This is a genomic window from Jiangella alba, from assembly GCF_900106035.1.
Lineage (GTDB): Bacteria > Actinomycetota > Actinomycetes > Jiangellales > Jiangellaceae > Jiangella > Jiangella alba.
On the sequence record NZ_FNUC01000004.1, the window covers coordinates 84,682 to 103,178 of the forward strand.

Below are 18,497 nucleotides of genomic sequence, written 5' to 3' on the forward strand. Positions count from 1 at the left end.
ACAGGATACCTGTGCGGGCGCCGCATGGTCAAAACGTGGGGAATCCCCGCCCGACGCCGGTCACACGTTCCCGTGCACCATCTCATACTGGGCCAGCTCCTCGCGAACCCAGCCGGTCGCGCGGAAGAATTCGGCCCCGTCGGACTCGGGCACGAGCGGCGGCACCGTCCACCGCCGTCCGGGGAACGCGTCGCGCAGCGCGGCCAGCAGCGCGCGGCCGTGACCACGGCGTCTGGCGGCCGGTTCGGTGTGGACGGCGGTCAGTACCGCGGTGGTCTCGGTGAGGCTGAGCAGCGCCGCGGCGGGGCCGAGCCGGTACGCCCGGCGCGGCGGCCCGGCGGCGGCCAGCGTCTCGGGCGCGAGCTGCCAGGGCGGCTCGTCGGCGTACTCGAGCCCGGCGGCGACCTCGCGGGCGAACCGCGCGGGGTCGATCGCGGACGGGGCGGACGGCGGCACCGGCCCGGCCGCGGCGGGCCGCTCCCAGCGGTAGCCGACCAGCGTGCGCACGATGCGGAAGCCGAGCCGCTCGTACAGCCGCACCGCCGCCGCGTTGCTGGTGATGACCTCGAGCGTGACGCGGGTGGCGCCGGCCTCGACGCAGCGGACGATCGCCCGCTCCATCAGCGTCCGCCCCACCCCGACGCCGCGGTAGGCCGGCGTGCAACCGAACCCGCCGATGCGTGCCGTGCTGCCGCGGCGGGTGACCAGGCAGATGCCGACGAGGTCGCCGTCCGCGGTGTAGACCTCGCTGAGGTAGCGGTCGAGGTGCTCGGCGCCGAACCGCCGCTCGAACCCCGGCCCGTCGACCGACACCGGCACGACGTAGCCCTCGAACGCCCGCGTCATGGCCTCGGCCGCCTGCTCGGACGTCAGCGTGGCGACCGGCCGCGCCGTCAGCACGCCGGCCCGGGTGGGAATCTCGTCCGCAGCGCTCACAGCACGATTGTCACCCGCGGACAGGAGTAGCGTGGCGGCAGGATCGGTCGGGGGCGCGCATGACGACTGCCGAGGCACGTGAACGGGGCCGGGCCGCGTTCGAGACGCGGGCCTGGGAGCGGGCGTACGCGCAGCTCACGGCCGCCGACGCCGCGGCGCCGCTGCCCACCACGGACCTCGAGCGGCTCGCCGTCGCGGCGTTCCTGGCGGGCCACGACGACGAGAGCGCGGCCCTGCAGGAGCGCGGCTACCGCGAGTTGCTGCGCGAGGGCCGGCCGCACGCGGCCGTCAGGTGTGCGTTCTGGCTGGCAATCGTGCTGATCAACCAGGGTGAGTTCGCGCGGGCGGCCGGCTGGCTGGCCCGCGCCGACCGCCTCCTCGACGACGCCGGGCGCGACTGCGCCGAGAGCGGCTACCTCCTCGCGGCCCGTGCCCGTCAGACGGTGGCCGGCGGCGACCCGGCCGTGGCCGCCGAGATGTTCGCCGAGGCCGTCGCCGTCGGACGGCGGCACGACGACACCGACCTCGTCGTCCTCGGCCGGATGGGCCGCGGCCGGGCGCTGATCGACCTCGGCAAGGTCCCCGAAGGGGTCGCGCTGCTCGACGAGGCGATGGTCGCGGTCACCGCCGGAGAGGCCGGCCCACTGCTCACCGGCATCGTCTACTGCACGGTCATCGACGCCTGCCGGGCGACGTTCGACGTGCGACGGGCCCGTGAGTGGACGGCGGCGCTCAGCCGCTGGTGCGACGCGCAGCCCGACCTCGTGCCGTTCCGCGGGGAGTGTCAGGTGCACCGCGTCCACGTCCTGCGCGACCAGGGCGCCTGGCGTGACGCGCTGGCCGAGGCCGGGCGGGCCTGCGTCCGGCTGTCCGACCCGCCGGGTCAGCCGGCCGCCGGCGCCGCCTATTACGAGCAGGCCGAGCTGCACCGGCTGCGCGGCGAGGTGGCCGCCGCCGAGGACGCGTACCGGCTGGCCGGGCTGAGCGGACTGGACCCGCAGCCCGGACTGGCGCTGCTCCGGCTCGGCCAGGGCCGGGTGGCGCCCGCCGTCGCCGGGCTGCGCCGTGCGCTCGACGAGACGCCGAGCCCGATCGAGCGGCCGGCCCTGCTCACCGCCCTGGTCGAGGCGCTGCTCGCGGCCGGCTCCGTCGACGAGGCGGCGGCGGCCGCGGCGGAACTGGCCGAGATCGCCGACTCGGCCCGGGTGCCGGTGCTGGCGGCGATGTCGGCGTACGCGACGGCGTCGGTGCGGCTGGTGCGCGGCGACGCCGGTGCCGCTCTGACGGCCGCCCGGCGCTCCTGGGCCGGCTTCCACGAGGTCGACACCCCGTACGAGGCCGCCCGGGCCCGCGTCCTGGTCGGCCTGGCCTGCCGCGACCTCGGCGACGCCGACGCGGCCCGGCTCGAGCTCGACGCGGCGGTGCGGACGTTCCGCCGACTGTCGGCCGGGCCCGACCTCGACCGGCTGCGGCGCCTGACGGACGGCGGCGGCGCGGGTGCGCGGCCGGGGACGGTGGGGTCGGGGTCGGGTCCGGGGCTGGGCTTGGGCGCGGCGCGGGGAGCGGGGTCAGTGTCGGAAGCGGGGGCGGCGCCTGGAGCGGCCGTCGGGTTGACGCCGCGTGAGCTGGAGGTCCTGCGCCTGGTGGCCGCCGGCCGGAGCAACCGGTCCATCGCGGCGACGCTGGTGCTCAGCGACAAGACGGTCGCCCGCCACGTCAGCAACATCTTCGCCAAACTCGGCGTCTCGTCCCGCGCCGCTGCCACGGCGTTCGCCTACGAGCACGATCTCGTGGCGCGGTGAGCCGGGCCGGGTTCAGTGCGCCGGGCGCGCGTTGGCCGGGTTTGCCGCGTTGGCCAGCCCCCTGCTGCCTCCATTGTCGGGAGCGCGGCCGGAAGATGGGCCAGGCTCTCCTGCCCGCACTTCTCCTGGTCCGCCGGGCGGGCCTGCCCATGATCATCAACCTTTTGCGTTGTTATCGCAGCACAGAAGGTTGATGATCATGGACGGACTGGTCGCCGAGCCGTCACGCCTACACAGTTCTACCCACGCCCACCCCGCCGCGAAGATGCATGGTTCGCCCGACGCGGGAGGGGCGGCGCGCGTTCTAGCGTCGAAGCCTGACCTGGCCGAACGTACGGGGAGGGCGTCATGGACCAGCACATCGAGACCATCGTCGTCGGGGGCGGGCAGGCGGGGCTGAGCGTCGGCTACCACCTGAGGCGGAAGGGCCGCCCGGTCCTGATCCTCGACGACCGCGCCCGGACGGGCGACAACTGGCGGCGGCACTGGGACACCCTGCGGCTGTACAGCCCGGCGCGCTACGACGGGCTGCCGGGGATGCGCTTCCCCGGCCCGGGGCGGGCGTTCCCCACGAAGGACGAGGTCGCGGACTATCTGGAGGCGTACGCGGCCCGCTTCGAGCTGCCGGTCGAGCACGGCGTGCGCGTCACGGCGCTGAGCGGCGACGGCGACGGGTACGTCCTGGACTGCGGCGACCGGCGGTTCACGGCCGACAATGTGGTGGTGGCGACGGGGACGTTCGGGACGCGGGCGTACGTGCCGCCGTTCGCCGGGGACCTGGACCCGGCCATCGTCCAGCTGCACTCCACCGACTACCTCCGCCCGGACCAGTTGCCGCCGGGCCCGGTCCTCGTCGTCGGGGCGTCGCACTCGGGTGCGGACATCGCCGTCGAGGCGGCCCGCGAGCACCACACGATCCTCTCCGGCCGGCCGACCGGGCAGATCCCGGTGCCGCTGGAGTCGCGGCGGGCGCGGGCGGCGTTCCCGGTGCTGTGGTTCCTGGCCCGGCGGGTGTTCACGTTGAACACGCCGATCGGGCGGAAGATGCGCCCGGAGATCCGGACGCACGGCGGGCCGCTGCTGCGGGTGCAGGCCGACGATCTCGCGGCGGCCGGCGTGGAGCGGGTGACGGAGCGGGTCGCGGGCGTGCGGGACGGGCGGCCGGTGCTCGACGGCGGCCGGGTGCTCGACGTCGCGGCGGTGGTGTGGTGCACGGGGTTCCGGCAGGACTTCGGCTGGATCAGGCTGCCGGTCCTGGGCGACGACGGCTGGCCGCTGGAGGAGCGCGGCGTGGTGCCGTCGTCGCCCGGGCTCTACTTCACCGGGCTGGCGTTCCAGAGCGCGTTCGCGTCCATGCTGGTCGGCGGCGCCGGGACCGACGCGGAGCACGTCGTGCGGTACCTGGCCGCCACGCGCCCCGTCAGGGCTGCTCGAACACCGCGACAGTCCGCGCCGGGACGGTGACGCCGGCGGCTCCGGCCTCGGAGTCGCGGACGACGGGGTCGGCGCCGCCGGCCTGGACGGGGTGCAGCCGCAGGCTCGCCCCGTCCTCCACCGGCACCGTCACCGCCGACGGCGTCGCGTTGAGGACGACGACAAGCCGCTCGCGGTCCGGGTCGAGGTCGGCGCCGGCGCGGTCGTCGAGCTGCATGACGATGACGCCGGCGGGCTGCGCCGGTCCCCCGTCGCCGAACGACAGCCGCTCCTGCACCAGCGCGGCCGACCCGAGCCGGAACAGCGGCGACGAGAACCGCAGCCGCAGCAGGTCCTGCGACATCGCCGTCGCCGCCGCCAGGTCGTCCGCTCCCGGCTTCAGCGCCGGGTCGGCCAGCAACGGCCGCATGAAGTCCCACTTCGCGGCGTTGTCCGTCTCCGGCGGCAGGCCGGACCCGAAGGTGCTCTCCTGACCGGTCCAGTCGATCCGGTTGAACCAGTCGCCGGAGTCGTAGGAGTTGCGGTCCAGCGACTTCGACCGCAGCAGGTCCGCGCCCGCGTGCCAGAACGACGGGCCCTGGCCGAGCGCCGTCGTGGCCAGCGAGAGCACGTTCATCCGGACGCGATCGGCCATCGGGGTGTCCGCGGGCAGCTTGTACGCGAGCGCGTCGAACAGCGTCTCGTTGTCGTGCGCGTCGACGTAGGTGATCACCTCGGCGGGGTCGGCGGTGTAGCCGGCCGGCGAGCCGTTGTAGTCGACGTCCGCGCCGGTCACGTCCGCGCCGGTGGCGTCGGTGAAGGCGTAGTCGCGCAGGTTGCCGGTCAGCCCGACCTTGACGAGGTCCTGCAGGTGCAGCAGCCGCGCCCGCTGCTCGTCGGGCGTCCCGTTGACGGCGGCGCCGTTGGGGTCGGTGAACAGGCCGCTGCCGAAGCCCTGGATCCGCGGGTCGTCGTCGAACGGGCCGCCGCCGCGGACGCCGTCGCGCAGCCGGTCGTTGAAGGTGCCGATGCCGGCGCCGAACAGCTCGAGCTGCGTGGCCTGCCGGAACCGGGCGTTGTCGGCGACCTCGCCGAAGTTCCAGCCCTCGCCGTACACGTAGACGGACGCGCCGTCGACGCCGTCCTTGCGCACCGTCAGTGCGTCCAGCGCGGCCCGGACCCGCTCCATCGTCGACCGGCTGTGGTGGCCCATGAGGTCGAACCGGAACCCGTCGACCTTGTAGTCGCGCGCCCAGGTGACGACGGAGTCGACGATCAGCTTCTCCATCATCGCGTGCTCCGACGCCGTGTTGGCGCAGCAGGTGGACGTCTCGACGGCGCCCGTGGCGGACAGCCGCTGGTAGTAGCCGGGCACGATGCGGTCCAGCACCGACTGGTCGTCCTGGCCGGCGGCGTGCGTGTGGTTGTAGACGACGTCCATGACGACGCGCAGCCCTGCGCCGTTGAGCGCGGCGACCATGTCGCGGAACTCGCGGGTGCGGCCGGGGCCGTCCGGGTCGGTGGCGTACGAGCCCTCCGGGACGGTGTAGTGCAGCGGGTCGTAGCCCCAGTTGAAGCCGTCCTGGCCGGCGACGGCGGTCGTGCACTCCTGCTGCGCGGTTCCGGCCGGGTCGGCGGCTGTCAGCGCCGCCAGGTCGCAGGCCGGCGTCTGCTGGTCGGCGCGGTTCTCCGGCACCGTCGCGAGGTCGAACACCGGCAGCAGGTGGACGGTGTTCAGCCCGGCGTCCGCGAGCGCCGAGAGGTGCCGCATGCCCGCGCCGTCCGCGTCCGTGAACGCCTGGTAGGTGCCGCGGTGCTCCGCCGGGACGGAGGTGTCGCCGACGGAGAAGTCGCGGACGTGCAGCTCGTAGATGGTGGAGTCCTCGGGCTGCGCCAGCTCCGGCTTGGCCAGCGCGTCCCAGCCGGCTGGTTCGAGCGCCGGATCGGCGAGGTCGACGACGAGCGAGCGCTGCGTCGCCGTCAGCGCGACGGAGTACGGGTCGGTGACGACGTTCGTCTCGACGCGGTCCGTCGCCGGCACGTACACGTCGACCTCGAACGCGTAGGCGGCGCCGGCCCAGCGCGGGTTGCCGCGGGCGGTCCAGACGCCGTCACGGTCGCGGCGCATCGCGACGGTCTGCTCGCCCTGACCGGGCAGTGTGAGCAGCAGGTCGACGTGCTTCGCGGTGGGCGCCCAGACGGCGACGTCGGGACGCCGTCCGTGCCAGACGACGCCCAGGTCGCGGTCCGCGGCGCCGGCGTACACGTCGTCCAGCACGCCGGGCAGCTGCACCCCGGTCGCGTCGACCAGCCGGCCGAGGTCGTCGTACGCGGCGACGGCGACTTGGCCGGTGAGCACGTCCTCGATGTCCTTCACGTCGCCGCGCAGGCCGTCGTAGGACGCCAGGTGCGGGTAGCGCTCCTTGACGTCGGCAGGCAGCTCGACCGGCGTGAGCGGGTACGACGTCCCGCCGGTGACGGCCTCGGCGTCCAGCCCGAGCCCGCCCGTCGGCGCCGTGTGCAGCCGGAACGTCCAGCCCGCGGCCTCCGGCGGCAGGTCCCAGGCCAGCAGCCCGCGCTCCAGCCAGTGCGCCTTCTGCTGGGTGAGGTCGGCCCGCGACTCCGCCGCCGACGACGTCACCGTCAGCACGTGCGTGGCGACGTCGTAGCTCATCGTGGTCCGGGCGCCGGCGGGCACCGTGAACGCGATGTTCGACCCGTTCGCCTCGCCGCCCGCGCCGTAATTCTCGTCCCAGCTGAGCCCGTGCGTCACCTTGGCCTCGTACGTCCCGGCGGCGATGCCCGTCGTCGAGAGCGTGTAGACGCCATCGCCGTCGAGGTCCTTCAGCCACGACCGCATGCAGGCCGGGTCCCAGTCGGCCGCGCAGCCCAGCTCGGACTGGAACGACCCCGGCACGGAGACGATCGGATCCTGCGCGTCGCTCGTGACCCAGTGCGTCGCATGGTCGTAGTAGAACGTGACGTCGCTCGGCGCGGCGAGCGGGAGCGGGATGTTCGGGCCGTCGCGGCGGGCGCCCAGGCCGTAGTTCTCCGCCCACGAGCCGTCGATCGCGGCCTTGTACTCGAAGTCGCCCGCGGGCAGCGTGAACGTGCCCTTCCAGACGTCGTCGTTCGGGTCCAGCGTGAGCCCGGCCTGCGCGCACGCCGGGTCCCAGTCACCGGGGCAGCCCGTCTCGCTGTTGAGGCTGCCGGGGACGGTGACGCGGTCCGGCTGCTCGACCGGCCCGCCGGTGCCCGGGTCCTCGCCACCGTCCCGCGGCTCACCGACGACGGCGTACGTCGACGTGACGGAGAGGTTGCCGGAGTGGTCCTTCAGGACGGCGCGGTACTCGAGCAGCGTGCCGTGCGCGAGGCCGCTGACGTCGTGGAAGACCTGGTACGGCGCGTTGTCGTCGGTGCCGATGGGGCGCCAGTCGTCGGTGCCGAGCGGCCGCCAGGCCAGCGTGACCTGGTTGAACCCACTGCCCGGCCCAGCACCGGCGGCGGGCACGGCGACGCCGATCTCCGCGCGGCCGCCGACGGTGCCGCCCGCGCCCGGCGTGCGGAACTGCACCGCGGGCGCGTCCTTCGACGGCTTCAGCGGCTTCGGTGCCCGCCAGACCACGGCGGACAGCGGCGGGACGGTGACCGAGACCCGGCCCTGGGCGTCGGACCTCGTGCTCGTCGCCGACGCGGGCCAGACCGGCTGGAACGTCGTCCGCGGGTTGAACGTCGCGAAGCTCACCGTCTGGGCGTCCGTCGAGTTGTTGGTCGCGACGACGTACTCGACCTGCTCGTCGGCGTCGATGCGGCTGAACGCGTACACGCCGGCGTCGTCGCTCGCATAGCGGTGGATCTGCGCGCCGTCGGCCAGCGCCGGGTGCTCGTCGCGCAGGGCGGCCAGCTCGGCGAGGTGCCGGTAGATCGGGTGGTCCGGGTCGAAGTTCTCCTCCGCCGTCGTCGCGTCGGTGCCGATGAGGTCGTCGTCGTTGTAGCTGGTCACCTGGCTCGGGAACATGTCCTGACGGGCGTCCTTGTCGCCGCCGTCGCCGGTGAAGCCCTGCTCGTCGCCGTAGTAGACGACCGGCTGGCCGCGGGTCAGGTACATGAGGTCGTGCGCGAGCAGCGCGCGGTCGAGCTGTTCGCCCGCGCCGGCCCCGGTCTGCTGGACGAACCGGCCGATGCGGCCCATGTCGTGGTTGCCGAGGAACGTCGGCAGCGAGTACGCGTTCGAGTCGGTGTCGGTGTAGTGGTCGTCGCCGGCGAACAGATCGCGCAGCTCCGTCGTCGGGCGGCCGGTCGCGAAGCCCTGCGCGCGGGCCTGGAAGCCGAAGTCGATGGTGGCCTGCAGCCCGCCCTCGGTCGTGTATCGCGCCATCGCCGCCGGGTTCGCGTCGTACACCTCGCCGAACATGAAGAAGTCGTCGGCGCCCGACTCGTGCGCCGCGTCCAGCACCTCCGGCGCGAACTTCTGCCAGAACTCCATGTTGACGTGCTTGACGGTGTCAATGCGGAACCCGTCAACCCCGAATGCCGCCCAGTATTGATAAATGTTGATCAACCCATCGCGAACCGCCGGCTGCTCGGTGAACAGGTCGTCGAGCCCGACGAAGTCGCCGTACAGATCGCCCTCGGTGCCGTCGAAGGCCGCGTCGCCGCGGTTGTGGTAGAGCGTCGGGTCGTTCAGCCAGGCCGGCACCTTGACCGTCGCGTCCTCCGGCGTGCGGAAGAGCGGCGTGTACGGGAACGACGTCTGCGCGTCGAGCTCGGGGAAGGTGTCGCCGGCGGCGTAGGCGGAGTCGTCGAACTCGGTGCCGGCGGCGTCCGTGTACGGCGCCTCGCTCTTCGGGATGTAGGTGTAGGCGCCTTCCTCGTAGTCGATGACGTCCGCCGTGTGGTTCGTGATGATGTCGAAGAACACCTTGATGCCCCGCTCGTGCGCCTCGTCGATGAGCCGGCGCAGCTCGTCGTTCGTGCCGAGATGCGGGTCGATGCGGGTGAAGTCGGTGATCCAGTAGCCGTGGTAGCCGGCGCTGACGTCGGCGCCGCTGCCCTGCACCGGCCGGTTCATGAACGACGGCGTCAGCCAGATGGCCGTCGTGCCGAGGTCCTCGATGTAGTCGAGCCGGCGCAGGATTCCGGCGAGGTCGCCGCCGTGGTAGAACCCTTTGTCCGCGGGGTCGAGCCCGTGCACCAGCCGCGGCTCCTCCGTCCCCGGCGGCACCTCGTACCCGCCGGTGTCGTTCGACGGGTCGCCGTTGTCGAACCGGTCCGCCATCACGAAGTAGAACCGCTCGTCGGTCAGGCCCGCGCGCAGGCTGGTGCCGGCCAGCTGCTCGTCCTCCTCGGTGACGCCGGGCGGCGGGTTCGTCGGCGCGACCGCGATGCGGTGACTCTCGTCGTCGTACGAGAACGTCACCTCGGCCGGCGCCTCCAGCACCAGCGGCAGGTTCGGCCCGTTCGCGACGCCGCCGGCGCCGTAGTTCTCGTCCCAGCTGCCGTTCAGGGCGACCTTGAACTCGTACGAGCCCGCCGGCAGCTCCACCGCCAGCGCATACCCGCCCCCGTCGGCCGGTGTCAGCGCGGTGGCGGCGCAGGCCGGGTCCCAGTCGGCCGGGCAGCCCAGCTCGCTCTGCAGACTCCCCACCAACGTGACGACCCTCGCCGCCGCAGCCTCCGCGCCCGCGCCCGTCTCCCCGATCGCCGCCGCAGCCTCCGCGCCCGCGCCGGCCGTCGCAGCGGCGGCCCCAGCCGTCGCCTGTAGCGCCGCCATCCCCGCCGCGTCGTGCGTCGTGGCTGCCGCACTCGCCGCGGCGGGCGGCGCGACCGCGGCCGACGGAGCCGCCGCTGCGGCGACCGTTCCCACTGCGGCGGCGAGGGCGAGGGCAAGGAGTCGGCGACTGGGCGGCGGAGTCGGCATCGGTCACTCCCGGGGCGGACGGCGATGTCACGGTGCCCGAGACGCTAGCCACCCCCAGCGGGTCTTGCAAGACTTTCAGCAAGCTTTCACGCGCCCGATTTGCACCCCCGCACCGCCTCTCGACACCGTCCCACCGCATCCCGCACACGTACACCGCCCACCCCGCGCACATGCACCGCGCACCGCCACGCGCCTCGCCACCGGACCGACGTCGCCTCCAGCCCGTCCAGCACGACCCGGCCGACCAGCCAGCCAGTCAGCCGCGCCCCGTACGCGCAGCGCTCACCGCCACCGGCCGGTCAGCCGCGCCCCGCCACCGCCTCTGAGCTGTCTGCACTCCACAGGCACGCACTGCTCACCCCCGCCGCAGCCCGGATCAGCCACCCCGGGCGCGCACCGCCACGCAGGCACCGCTCGCCGCCAGCGGCCCCGGCCCGGCCCGGCCCCGCGCGTACCGCTCGCCGCCACCGGCCCCGCCACGCGCATACCACTCACCGCCACCGGCCCCCCACCCCGCGCACATGCACCGCTCACCACCACCGGCCCCCGGCCACACAGGCGCCCGCTCACCACCACTGGGCCGGTCAGCCGCGCGCCTACCACCGTCACCCGCGCAGTCAACGCTTCGTCGCGCGGACTCAGGCGGCCGGGACGGGCACAGGCGGCGGCGGGCCGACGTAGCGGGCGGCGGGCCGGATGATCTTGCTGTCCGCCGCCTGCTCCAGGATGTTCGCCGTCCAGCCGACGACCCGGGCGACCGCGAACGTCGGCGTGAACATCGCCCGCGGCAGGCCGCACTGCTCCATCACGACGCCGGCGTAGAACTCGACGTTGGTGTGCAGCTCGCGTCCCGGCTTGAGCTCGGCCAGGATCGCCTCGACCTGCCGCTCCACCTCGACGGCGAATTCGGCCAGCGGGCCGCCGAAACCGGTCGCGATCTCGCGCAGCATCCGCGAGCGCGGGTCCTCCGTGCGATACACCGGGTGACCGAAGCCCATGATCCGGTCGCCGGCCAGCACCCGCTCCCGGACCCACGCCTGAATGCGGTCCGGCGTGCCGATGGCGTCCAGGGTGTCCAGCGCCCGGCTCGGCGCGCCGCCGTGCAGCGGCCCAGACAGCGCCGCGATGCCGCCGACCAGGCAGGCCGCGACGTCGGCGCCGGTGGAGGCGATCACCCGCCCGGTGAACGTCGACGCGTTGAAGCCGTGGTCGATGGTCGAGATCAGGTACCGCTCGACGGCGCGGGCGTGCGCGGGCACCGGCTCCTGGCCGGACAGCATGTACAGGTAGTTCGCCGCGTGCCCGAGGTCGGCGCGCGGTTCGACCGGCTCCAGCCCCTGCCCGAGCCGGTACAGTGCTGCCAGCAACGTCGGCACGACGGCACCGGCCAGCAGTGCGTCGTCACGCCGCTCGTCGGCGGTGAGGTCGTAGACCGGCCGGAACCCTTCCGCCGCGCCTACCAGCGACAGCGCCGTACGCAACCCGGCCATCGGACCCGACGCGACGCTCGCGCGGGCGATCGTCGGCAGCGCCGCACGTACCTCGTCGGGCAGGCCCCGCAGTCCGGCGACCCGGCCGGCGAACGCGACGCTCTCCTCCGCCGACGGCAGCGCACCGAACAGCATGAGGTGCCAGACGTCCTCGAAGCTGCGGTTCGCGGCCAGCTCGACGGCCGAGTACTCGCGGTAGTGGTAGAAGCCCTCCCGGCCACGGACATCGCCCAGCACGGTCTCGGTGACGACGACCCCGGCCAGTCCACGCGGCACCTGTGCAGTCATGGTTCCTCCAAGCACGCTCAATAGTTGACAGTAATGATAGATATATTGATTTGAGTCAATATCTGGATGAAGGTGGGCGATGGTGGAGCAGCGTCGGCTGACGACTCAACAGGTCGCGGCCCGGCTCGGGGTCAAGCCCGAGACGGTGTACGCCTACGTGAGCCGCGGCCTGCTCGGCAGTCGGCGCGGCGCCGGGGGCCGGGCCAGCACGTTCGACCCCGACGAGGTGGAGCGGCTGGCGCGCCGGCGACGGGGTCGCCCGGACGCCGGTTCCGCCGTTGAGCGCGAGCACGATGCGGCCGGCCCGGTCTACAGCGGCGTGACCCTGATCGAGGGCGACCGCTACTACTACCGCGGCGTCGATCCGGTCGAGCTGGCGCGGCGGACGTCGTTCGAACCGGTGGCGTGGTGGTTGTGGACCGGCGAAGAACGGCTCGACCCGCAGTTCGTTGCTCCGGCGGCAGGACTCGCCGCGGCCCGCGCCGCTGGTGACGCGTTGCCGCCGCAGGCAGGGCTGGTCGACAGGCTCCGGGTGGCGGCGGTCGCCGCGGCGGCCGTCGATCCGGTCCGGTTCGACCTGCGCCCCGGCACCGTCGCGGCGACGGCCCGCGGACTCATCGCCACCTTCGTCGACGCGCTCCCCCGCCGCGACGGCCGGAGTGAGGATACCGGCCGCGACACGACAGGGAGCACTGGCGGGGCGGCAGCCGAGGGCGAGTTCATCGCCGAGCGGTTGTGGCCGCGGTTGACCGACCGCCCGGCCGGGCCGTACGCCGTGCACATCCTGGACCGGGCGCTGGTGCTGTTGATCGACCACGGACTCGCGGCGTCGACCGTGACGGCGCGGGCGGCGGCGTCGGCACGGGCGCATCCGTACGCCGTCGTCTCGGCGGCGCTCGGCACCGCGGAGGGGCCGCTGCACGGCGGAGCGAGCGGCCTGGCGCACCGGATGCTCATCGACGTGCTCGAGAGGGGCGCCGAGCCGGTCGTCGCCGAGCACCTGCGCGCGGGGCGGCGGATCCCGGGGCTGGGGCACCGGCTCTACCGGACCAACGATCCGCGGGCGCAGGTTCTGTTCGAACGGCTCGCGGCCATGCCCGAGGCCGCGCCCGCCCTGGCCGCCGCGCGCGCCGTCACCGAGACCGCCGCGACGCACCTGCCGCTGCCGGCGAACGTCGATCTGGCGCTGGCGACGCTGACGGTCGCGGCCGGCATGCCCCCGGAGGCGGGCGAGGCGATCTTCACGGTGGCGCGGACGGCGGGCTGGATCGCGCACGCTCTGGAGGAGTACGACGAGCGGGCGCTGCGGGTCCGCGTCACCGGCCGGTACGAGGGCCCACCGCCGCCGCAGCCGCTACCGTCGCTGTTCTGACGGCCCCGGCAACGGGCGCGCCGAACAGGTGGAAGGCCGGACGAGCGCCGGACGCACGGTCCTGACGGCTTCGGTAGCCGGCGCGCCCGAACCCCACGAGCGGCGCCGGTTGAGGGCCGGCTCACGGCCCTGACGAGTCCGGCGGGCAGGTGCCCGACAAACCTGAAAGTTACGCCAGAGGGCAGGCGTCGCCGCTGTCTGGCAGCGCCGGCGGCAAGCGACGAACGGGAGGAAGGCCGGTCGAGGGCCGGCGTCAGTCCCCGCGGAGCCGGCGGCAGATGCTCGACAGCGCAGGAGAAGGCCCCGGTCGAGGGCCGGTCCGCCCGCTCGGGCGGCAGGTGCTCGACGGCGCAGGAGGGTGCCCGGTCGAGGGCCGGCGTCATCCCTCCACCGGCTCAGGCGGTAGGTGCTCGACAGCGCAGGAGAAGGCCCAGGTCGAGGGCCGGCTTCAGTCCTCCGCCGGCTCGGGCGGTAGATGCTCGACGGCCCAGGAGGAGATCTGGTCGAGGGCCGGCATGAGGGCGCAGCCGTGGTCGGTGAGCTCGTAGGTGACGGAGACCGGCGGGCCCTCGTCGACCCGGCGGCGGACGAGGTGGTTGCGCGTCAGCTCGGCGAGGCGATCGGCCAGGACGGAGTCGCTGAGGCCGTCGATGGCGCGCGACAGTTCCCGGAAACCGGCCGGACCGGTGCGCAGACTGCCCAGGACCAGGGCGTTCCAACGCTTGCCCAGAATCGTGAACGCCCGGGTGAGCGCGGCGTCGGTACGAGAGCAGGCGTCCGCGTCAGGGGTGGCGCGAACCGACGCGGGCATGTCAGGAATACTAGCGCGAGCGATGTTGCTTCGATTTTCGAAGCTGCTACGAGAAGGCTCGTAGCTTCGACTCTCCAAGGAGTATCCGTGACCGAGACCCCCGGCTCGCGCCCCTCCGTCGTCATCGTCGGCGGCGGGTTCGGCGGCATCAACGCCGCGAAGGCGCTCGACGAGGTCGCCGACGTGACCCTGGTCGACCCGTCCGACACGTTCCTGCACAACCTGGCGTCCTGGCGCGCGCTGGTCGCGCCGGAGTGGCTGGACCGCATCTTCCTGCCGTACGACCGCCTGCTCGCACACGGCCGCTTCGTCCGCGACCGCGTCGTCGAGGCGGACGGGGAGGGCGTCACGCTCGCGTCGGGCGAGCGGCTGGCCGCCGACTACGTCGTCCTCGCGACCGGCTCGTCCTACCCGTTCCCGGCGAAGACCGACGAGACCGACGTCGCCGTGGCGCGGCAGCGGTTCCTGGCGGCGCACGACGCGCTGCGGGGGTCGGGCCACGCGCTGGTGATCGGCGCCGGCGCGGCCGGGCTGGAGCTGGCCGGCGAGATCAAGACCGCCTACCCCGAAAAGGCCGTCACGCTGGTCGACCTCGCCGACGACATCCTGCCCGGCCCCTACGACCAGGAACTGCGCGCGGAACTGCGCCGCCAGCTCGACGAGCTCGGCGTGCGGCTCGTGCTCGGCAGCCCGCTGCGGGCACTGCCGGACGCCCCGGCCGCGACGGCGGCGCCGGTCACCGTCGCGACCGAGGCCGGTGAGGAGCTCACCGCCGACATCTGGTTCCGCGCCTTCGGCGTGACCCCGGCGACCGGGTTCGTCACCGGCTCGCTGGCCGCCGCCCGCGACGACCAGGGCTACCTGCGGGTCGACGACGAGCTGCGGGTGGCCGGTCACGACACCGTGTACGCGATCGGCGACATCGCCGACGCCGACCGCAACATGGCGGCGACCGCGCGGCTGCAGGCGGAGCTGGTCGCGGCGAACCTGACGGCGCGGATCACCGGCGCCGGCGAGGTGAGCGCGTACCAGAAGCTGCCGCCGCTGGTCGCGATCCCGCTCGGCCCGGACGGCGGCGCCGGCCAGCTCCCCGGCATCGACGGCGTCGCGGGTCCGGAGGTGATCGCGCAGGTCAAGGGCCGGGCGATGCTGATGGAGACGTACGACGACCTGTTCAACGTCGAGCCGGTGGGCTGACGGCCGAACGGTGGGCGTCCGCACGGCAGCGGACGCCCACCCCACGGGCTCAGCGGCTGAAGGTGTAGGCCGTGACGTCGGCGACGGGACGGTAGCCGAGGGCGGCGTAGACGTGGTTCGCGGTGGGGTTGGCGAGGTCGGTGAAGAGGGCGCAGCGGCCGGCGCCGGCGTCGAGCACGGCCTGGCTCACCGCCGCCACCAGCGCCGACGCGTACCCGCGGCGACGGCGGTCCGGCGGCGTGTAGACCGGCGCGATGCGGGCGACGCCGCCGACGGTGCGGGAGACGCCCACGAAACAGGCCCGGCCGTCGTCGTCCCAGAGCCAGGCACGCTGCTCGGCGACCAACTGGCCCACGACGCGCTCGGCGACGCTGGCGCCGGGCGCGGCGTTGGACTCGCGCTCGAACGCCAGCGTCCACTCGACCAGCAGGTCGCTGTCGTCAGGACCGGCGAGCCGCGCGGCGCCGGCGACCGGGCGCGGGGGCACGACGGCGTGGAGCTCGAACAGCCGCTGGTGCATCGAGACGGCGACGGTGCCGCCGGTGCGGCCGGCCCACGCCCGGGCGAACGCCGCGGACTCGTCGGCGGCGCCGGTGACGCCGTCGATCGCCGGGCAGCGGTCGAGCATGGCCAGGGCGAGCCGCTCGGCCTCGACCGGTGGCGCGGCGACGTAGACGCGGAACGGCGGCGTCCACACCGCGACGCCGGCCACCCCGGCGGTCGCGGCCATGCCTGCCTCGCCGGCCACCCCGAGCGACGCGGCCATCCCGGGTGACGCGGCCACCCCAAGCGTCGCGGCCCCGCCGGCCGCGCCGCCCGCTCCACCCATCGAGGCCCCACCGGCCGCAGCCCCGTCGGTCGCGCCGCCCGCTCCACCCGTCGCGGCCTCGCCGGCCCCGGCAGCCGCGGCCCCGTCGCTCAGCAGGGCGAACGTGCCGCCGGACCCGCCGCGGCGCTCGCGGTCGAGGGTGGTGAGCAGCACCGAGCGCAGCACCGGCTCGCGCTGCAGCCACGCGCCCGCCCGCTGCCAGAACTCGCCGGCGTCGGTGGTGATCCAGACACGGTCCATCAGCGCACCCGGCTGACGCGGCCTTCGTCCCAGACCGGTTCGGGTGCCTCGTAGACGGTGCCGTTGGCGCCGAACACGAGGAATCGGTCGAAGTCGCGGGCGAACCAGCGGTCGTGGGTGACGGCGAGCACCGTGCCCTCGAACGCCTCGAGGCCGTCCTGCAGCGCCTCGGCCGACACGAGGTCGAGGTTGTCGGTGGGCTCGTCGAGCAGCAGCAGCGTGGCGCCGGACAGCTCGAGCAGCAGGATCTGCAGCCGCGCCTGCTGCCCGCCGGACAGCGACTCGAACGCTTGGTCGGCGGCGTGCGCGAGCTCGTACCGGTCGAGCGCCCGGCTGGCCTCTTCGCGCGGCATGCCGGCCCGCCGTCCGTCGCCGCGGTGCAGGATCTCGAGGAGGGTGCGGCCGACCAGCTCGGGGTGGTCGTGGGTCTGCGCGAACCAGCCCGGACGCACCCGCGCGCCCAGCCGCGCCACCCCGGTGTGCAGGACCGGCGCGATGGGAACGTCGTCGACGGGTTCGTGCTCGGGTTCGGGGTCGGTGCCGCCGGCGGCGAGCAGCCGCAGGAAGTGCGACTTGCCGGAGCCGTTGGAGCCGAGGACGGCGACCCGCTCGCCGTACCAGACCTCGAGGTCGAATGGCTTCATCAGGCCGGTGAGCTCGAGCGACTCGCAGACGACGGCGCGCTTGCCGGTGCGTCCGCCGCGCAGCCGGATGCGGAGGTTCTGCTCGCGCGGCTGGTCTTCCGGCGGGCCGGCCTCCTCGAACCGCCGCAGCCGGGTCTGCGCCGCCTGGTAGCGGTTGGCCATGTCGGAGTTGTAGGCGGCCTTCTGCTTGTACATCAGCATGAGCTGACGCAGCTTCTCGTGCTCTTCGTCCCAGCGCCGGCGCAGCTCCTCGAGCCGGGCGAACCGCTCGCGCCGGGCCTCGTGGTAGCTGCTGAACCCGCCCGGATGCACCCACGCGGTGTTGCCGGCGGCGCCGAGCTCGACGGTGACGACGCGGGTGGCGGTGCGGTGCAGCAGCTCGCGGTCGTGGCTGACGTAGAGGACGGTCTTGGCGGACTCGAGCAGGCGGTCCTCGAGCCAGCGTTTGGCCGGGACGTCGAGGAAGTTGTCGGGCTCGTCGAGCAGCAGCACTTCGTCGGGCCCGCGCAGCAGCGCCTCGAGCACCAGCCGCTTCTGCTCACCGCCGGACAGCGACGACACCTCGCGCCAGCGGCACCGCTCGAACGGGATGCCCAGCGCGGCCGTGGTGCAGACGTCCCACAGCACCTCGGTCTCGTAGCCGCCGGCGTCGGCCCACTCGCCGAGCGCGGCCGCGTACGACATCTGGGTGGGTTCGTCGTCGCGGTCCATCATGGCCAGCTCGGCGGCGTCGACGGCGGCAGCGGCGGCCCGCACGCGCGGCGGCGCCACCGAGAGCAGGAGGTCGCGGACGTCCTGGGCGTCGCGGGCGACGAACTGCCGCATGACGCCGAGCCCGCCGCTGCGCGTGACGGCGCCGTCGTGCGCCGTGAGGTCGCCGGCGACGATGCGCAGCAGCGTGGTCTTGCCGGACCCGTTGGCCCCGACCAGCGCGACCTTGGCGCCGTCGCCGACCCGGAACGAGACGTCGTCGAGCAGCACCCGGCCGTCGGGCAGGGTGAAGGAGACGGCGTTGAGGTCGACGTGGCCCATGGGCCCAGTCTCGCCCGGCGCGAGCTGCGGGTCGAGGGGTTTTCGGCGCGCTCAGAAGCCGGGATCGAGACGACCGGCCATGACCGCGACCAGGACGTCGGGCGCGAGGTCCTCCTTGTGGACGTAGGCCCGGGCGCCGCTGGCGCGGGCGTCCTGCGGCAGGTCGGACGCCGGGTACGTCGACATCAGCAGCACGACGGCGTCGGGCGCGGCCGCGAGCAGCCGGCGGGTGGCCTCGATGCCGGAGATGCCGGGCAGGTTGATGTCCATCAGCACCAGCCCGGGCCGCAGCGCCGCCGCGAGCCGCACCGCGTCCTCGCCGCTGGTGGCCTCGCCGGCGACCCGGAACCCGGGTGTGGCGCCGACGACGTACCGGGCGACGGACAGGTAGGTCTCCTGGTCGTCGACCACGAGGACGTCGACGACGGCGGGCGGAGCCTCGGCGTGGGGGGTGTGCGGACTGCCGGCCATGACACCAGCATCGTCGCCGCCGGGCGCGTCCGCCACCCGGTCACCACCCGTC

The 18,497-nt window shown here is 74.1% G+C and carries 11 protein-coding genes; 4 read left to right on the forward strand and 7 right to left on the reverse strand.

All coding sequences use genetic code 11. From position 1 onward, the window contains the following. Positions 1-60 precede the first annotated feature (60 nt). On the reverse strand, positions 61-936 hold the full coding sequence (locus tag BLV02_RS18140; protein ID WP_141711501.1) for a GNAT family N-acetyltransferase: 876 nt from the start codon (positions 934-936) through the stop codon (positions 61-63). Between the two features lie 59 nt (positions 937-995). On the opposite strand from BLV02_RS18140, the gene BLV02_RS38045 reads away from it, so the two are divergent. Beyond that, complete coding sequence (locus BLV02_RS38045) at positions 996-2,738, forward strand: helix-turn-helix domain-containing protein (protein WP_069110636.1); 1,743 nt, start codon at positions 996-998, stop codon at positions 2,736-2,738. 348 nt (positions 2,739-3,086) lie between these two features. Further along, positions 3,087-4,202 carry a flavin-containing monooxygenase gene (locus tag BLV02_RS18150; RefSeq protein ID WP_069110637.1) on the forward strand — a complete coding sequence of 372 codons (1,116 nt, stop codon included), beginning with the start codon at positions 3,087-3,089 and terminating at the stop codon, positions 4,200-4,202. Here BLV02_RS18150 and pulA read toward each other — a convergent pair. Then, on the reverse strand, positions 4,159-9,924 hold the full coding sequence (gene pulA / locus BLV02_RS18155; RefSeq protein WP_069110638.1) for a pullulanase-type alpha-1,6-glucosidase: 5,766 nt from the start codon (positions 9,922-9,924) through the stop codon (positions 4,159-4,161). The genes BLV02_RS18150 and pulA overlap by 44 nt on opposite strands. A gap of 785 nt (positions 9,925-10,709) precedes the next feature. Then, complete coding sequence (locus BLV02_RS18160) at positions 10,710-11,849, reverse strand: citrate synthase/methylcitrate synthase (RefSeq protein ID WP_069110639.1); 1,140 nt, start codon at positions 11,847-11,849, stop codon at positions 10,710-10,712. A 79-nt stretch (positions 11,850-11,928) separates the two neighbouring features. On the opposite strand from BLV02_RS18160, the gene BLV02_RS18165 reads away from it, so the two are divergent. Then, the gene (locus tag BLV02_RS18165; RefSeq protein ID WP_069110640.1) at positions 11,929-13,221 is read left to right on the forward strand and encodes a citrate synthase; all 1,293 of its coding nucleotides are present in this window, start codon (positions 11,929-11,931) and stop codon (positions 13,219-13,221) included. Between the two features lie 448 nt (positions 13,222-13,669). Here the strand turns inward: BLV02_RS18165 and BLV02_RS18170 are convergent, their stop codons facing one another. Further along, the gene (locus tag BLV02_RS18170) at positions 13,670-14,032 is read right to left on the reverse strand and encodes a winged helix-turn-helix transcriptional regulator (RefSeq protein ID WP_069110641.1); all 363 of its coding nucleotides are present in this window, start codon (positions 14,030-14,032) and stop codon (positions 13,670-13,672) included. A gap of 87 nt (positions 14,033-14,119) precedes the next feature. On the opposite strand from BLV02_RS18170, the gene BLV02_RS18175 reads away from it, so the two are divergent. Further along, a complete protein-coding gene (locus BLV02_RS18175) occupies positions 14,120-15,229 on the forward strand; it encodes an NAD(P)/FAD-dependent oxidoreductase (RefSeq protein WP_069110642.1) in 1,110 nt (369 codons plus the stop codon). Between the two features lie 49 nt (positions 15,230-15,278). Here BLV02_RS18175 and BLV02_RS18180 read toward each other — a convergent pair whose 3' ends face one another. Genes BLV02_RS18180 through BLV02_RS18190 form a run of 3 tightly spaced genes read right to left on the reverse strand, consistent with a single transcriptional unit; the run spans position 15,279 to position 18,445 of the window. Continuing rightward, positions 15,279-16,298, reverse strand: a complete 1,020-nt coding sequence (locus BLV02_RS18180; protein WP_069110643.1) for a GNAT family N-acetyltransferase — start codon at positions 16,296-16,298, stop codon at positions 15,279-15,281. Further along, on the reverse strand, positions 16,298-17,974 hold the full coding sequence (locus BLV02_RS38305) for an ABC-F family ATP-binding cassette domain-containing protein (RefSeq protein ID WP_069110644.1): 1,677 nt from the start codon (positions 17,972-17,974) through the stop codon (positions 16,298-16,300). The genes BLV02_RS18180 and BLV02_RS38305 overlap by 1 nt, the downstream gene beginning before the upstream one ends. 51 nt (positions 17,975-18,025) lie before the next feature. Beyond that, positions 18,026-18,445 carry a response regulator gene (locus BLV02_RS18190; protein WP_069110645.1) on the reverse strand — a complete coding sequence of 140 codons (420 nt, stop codon included), beginning with the start codon at positions 18,443-18,445 and terminating at the stop codon, positions 18,026-18,028. Positions 18,446-18,497 lie beyond the last annotated feature (52 nt).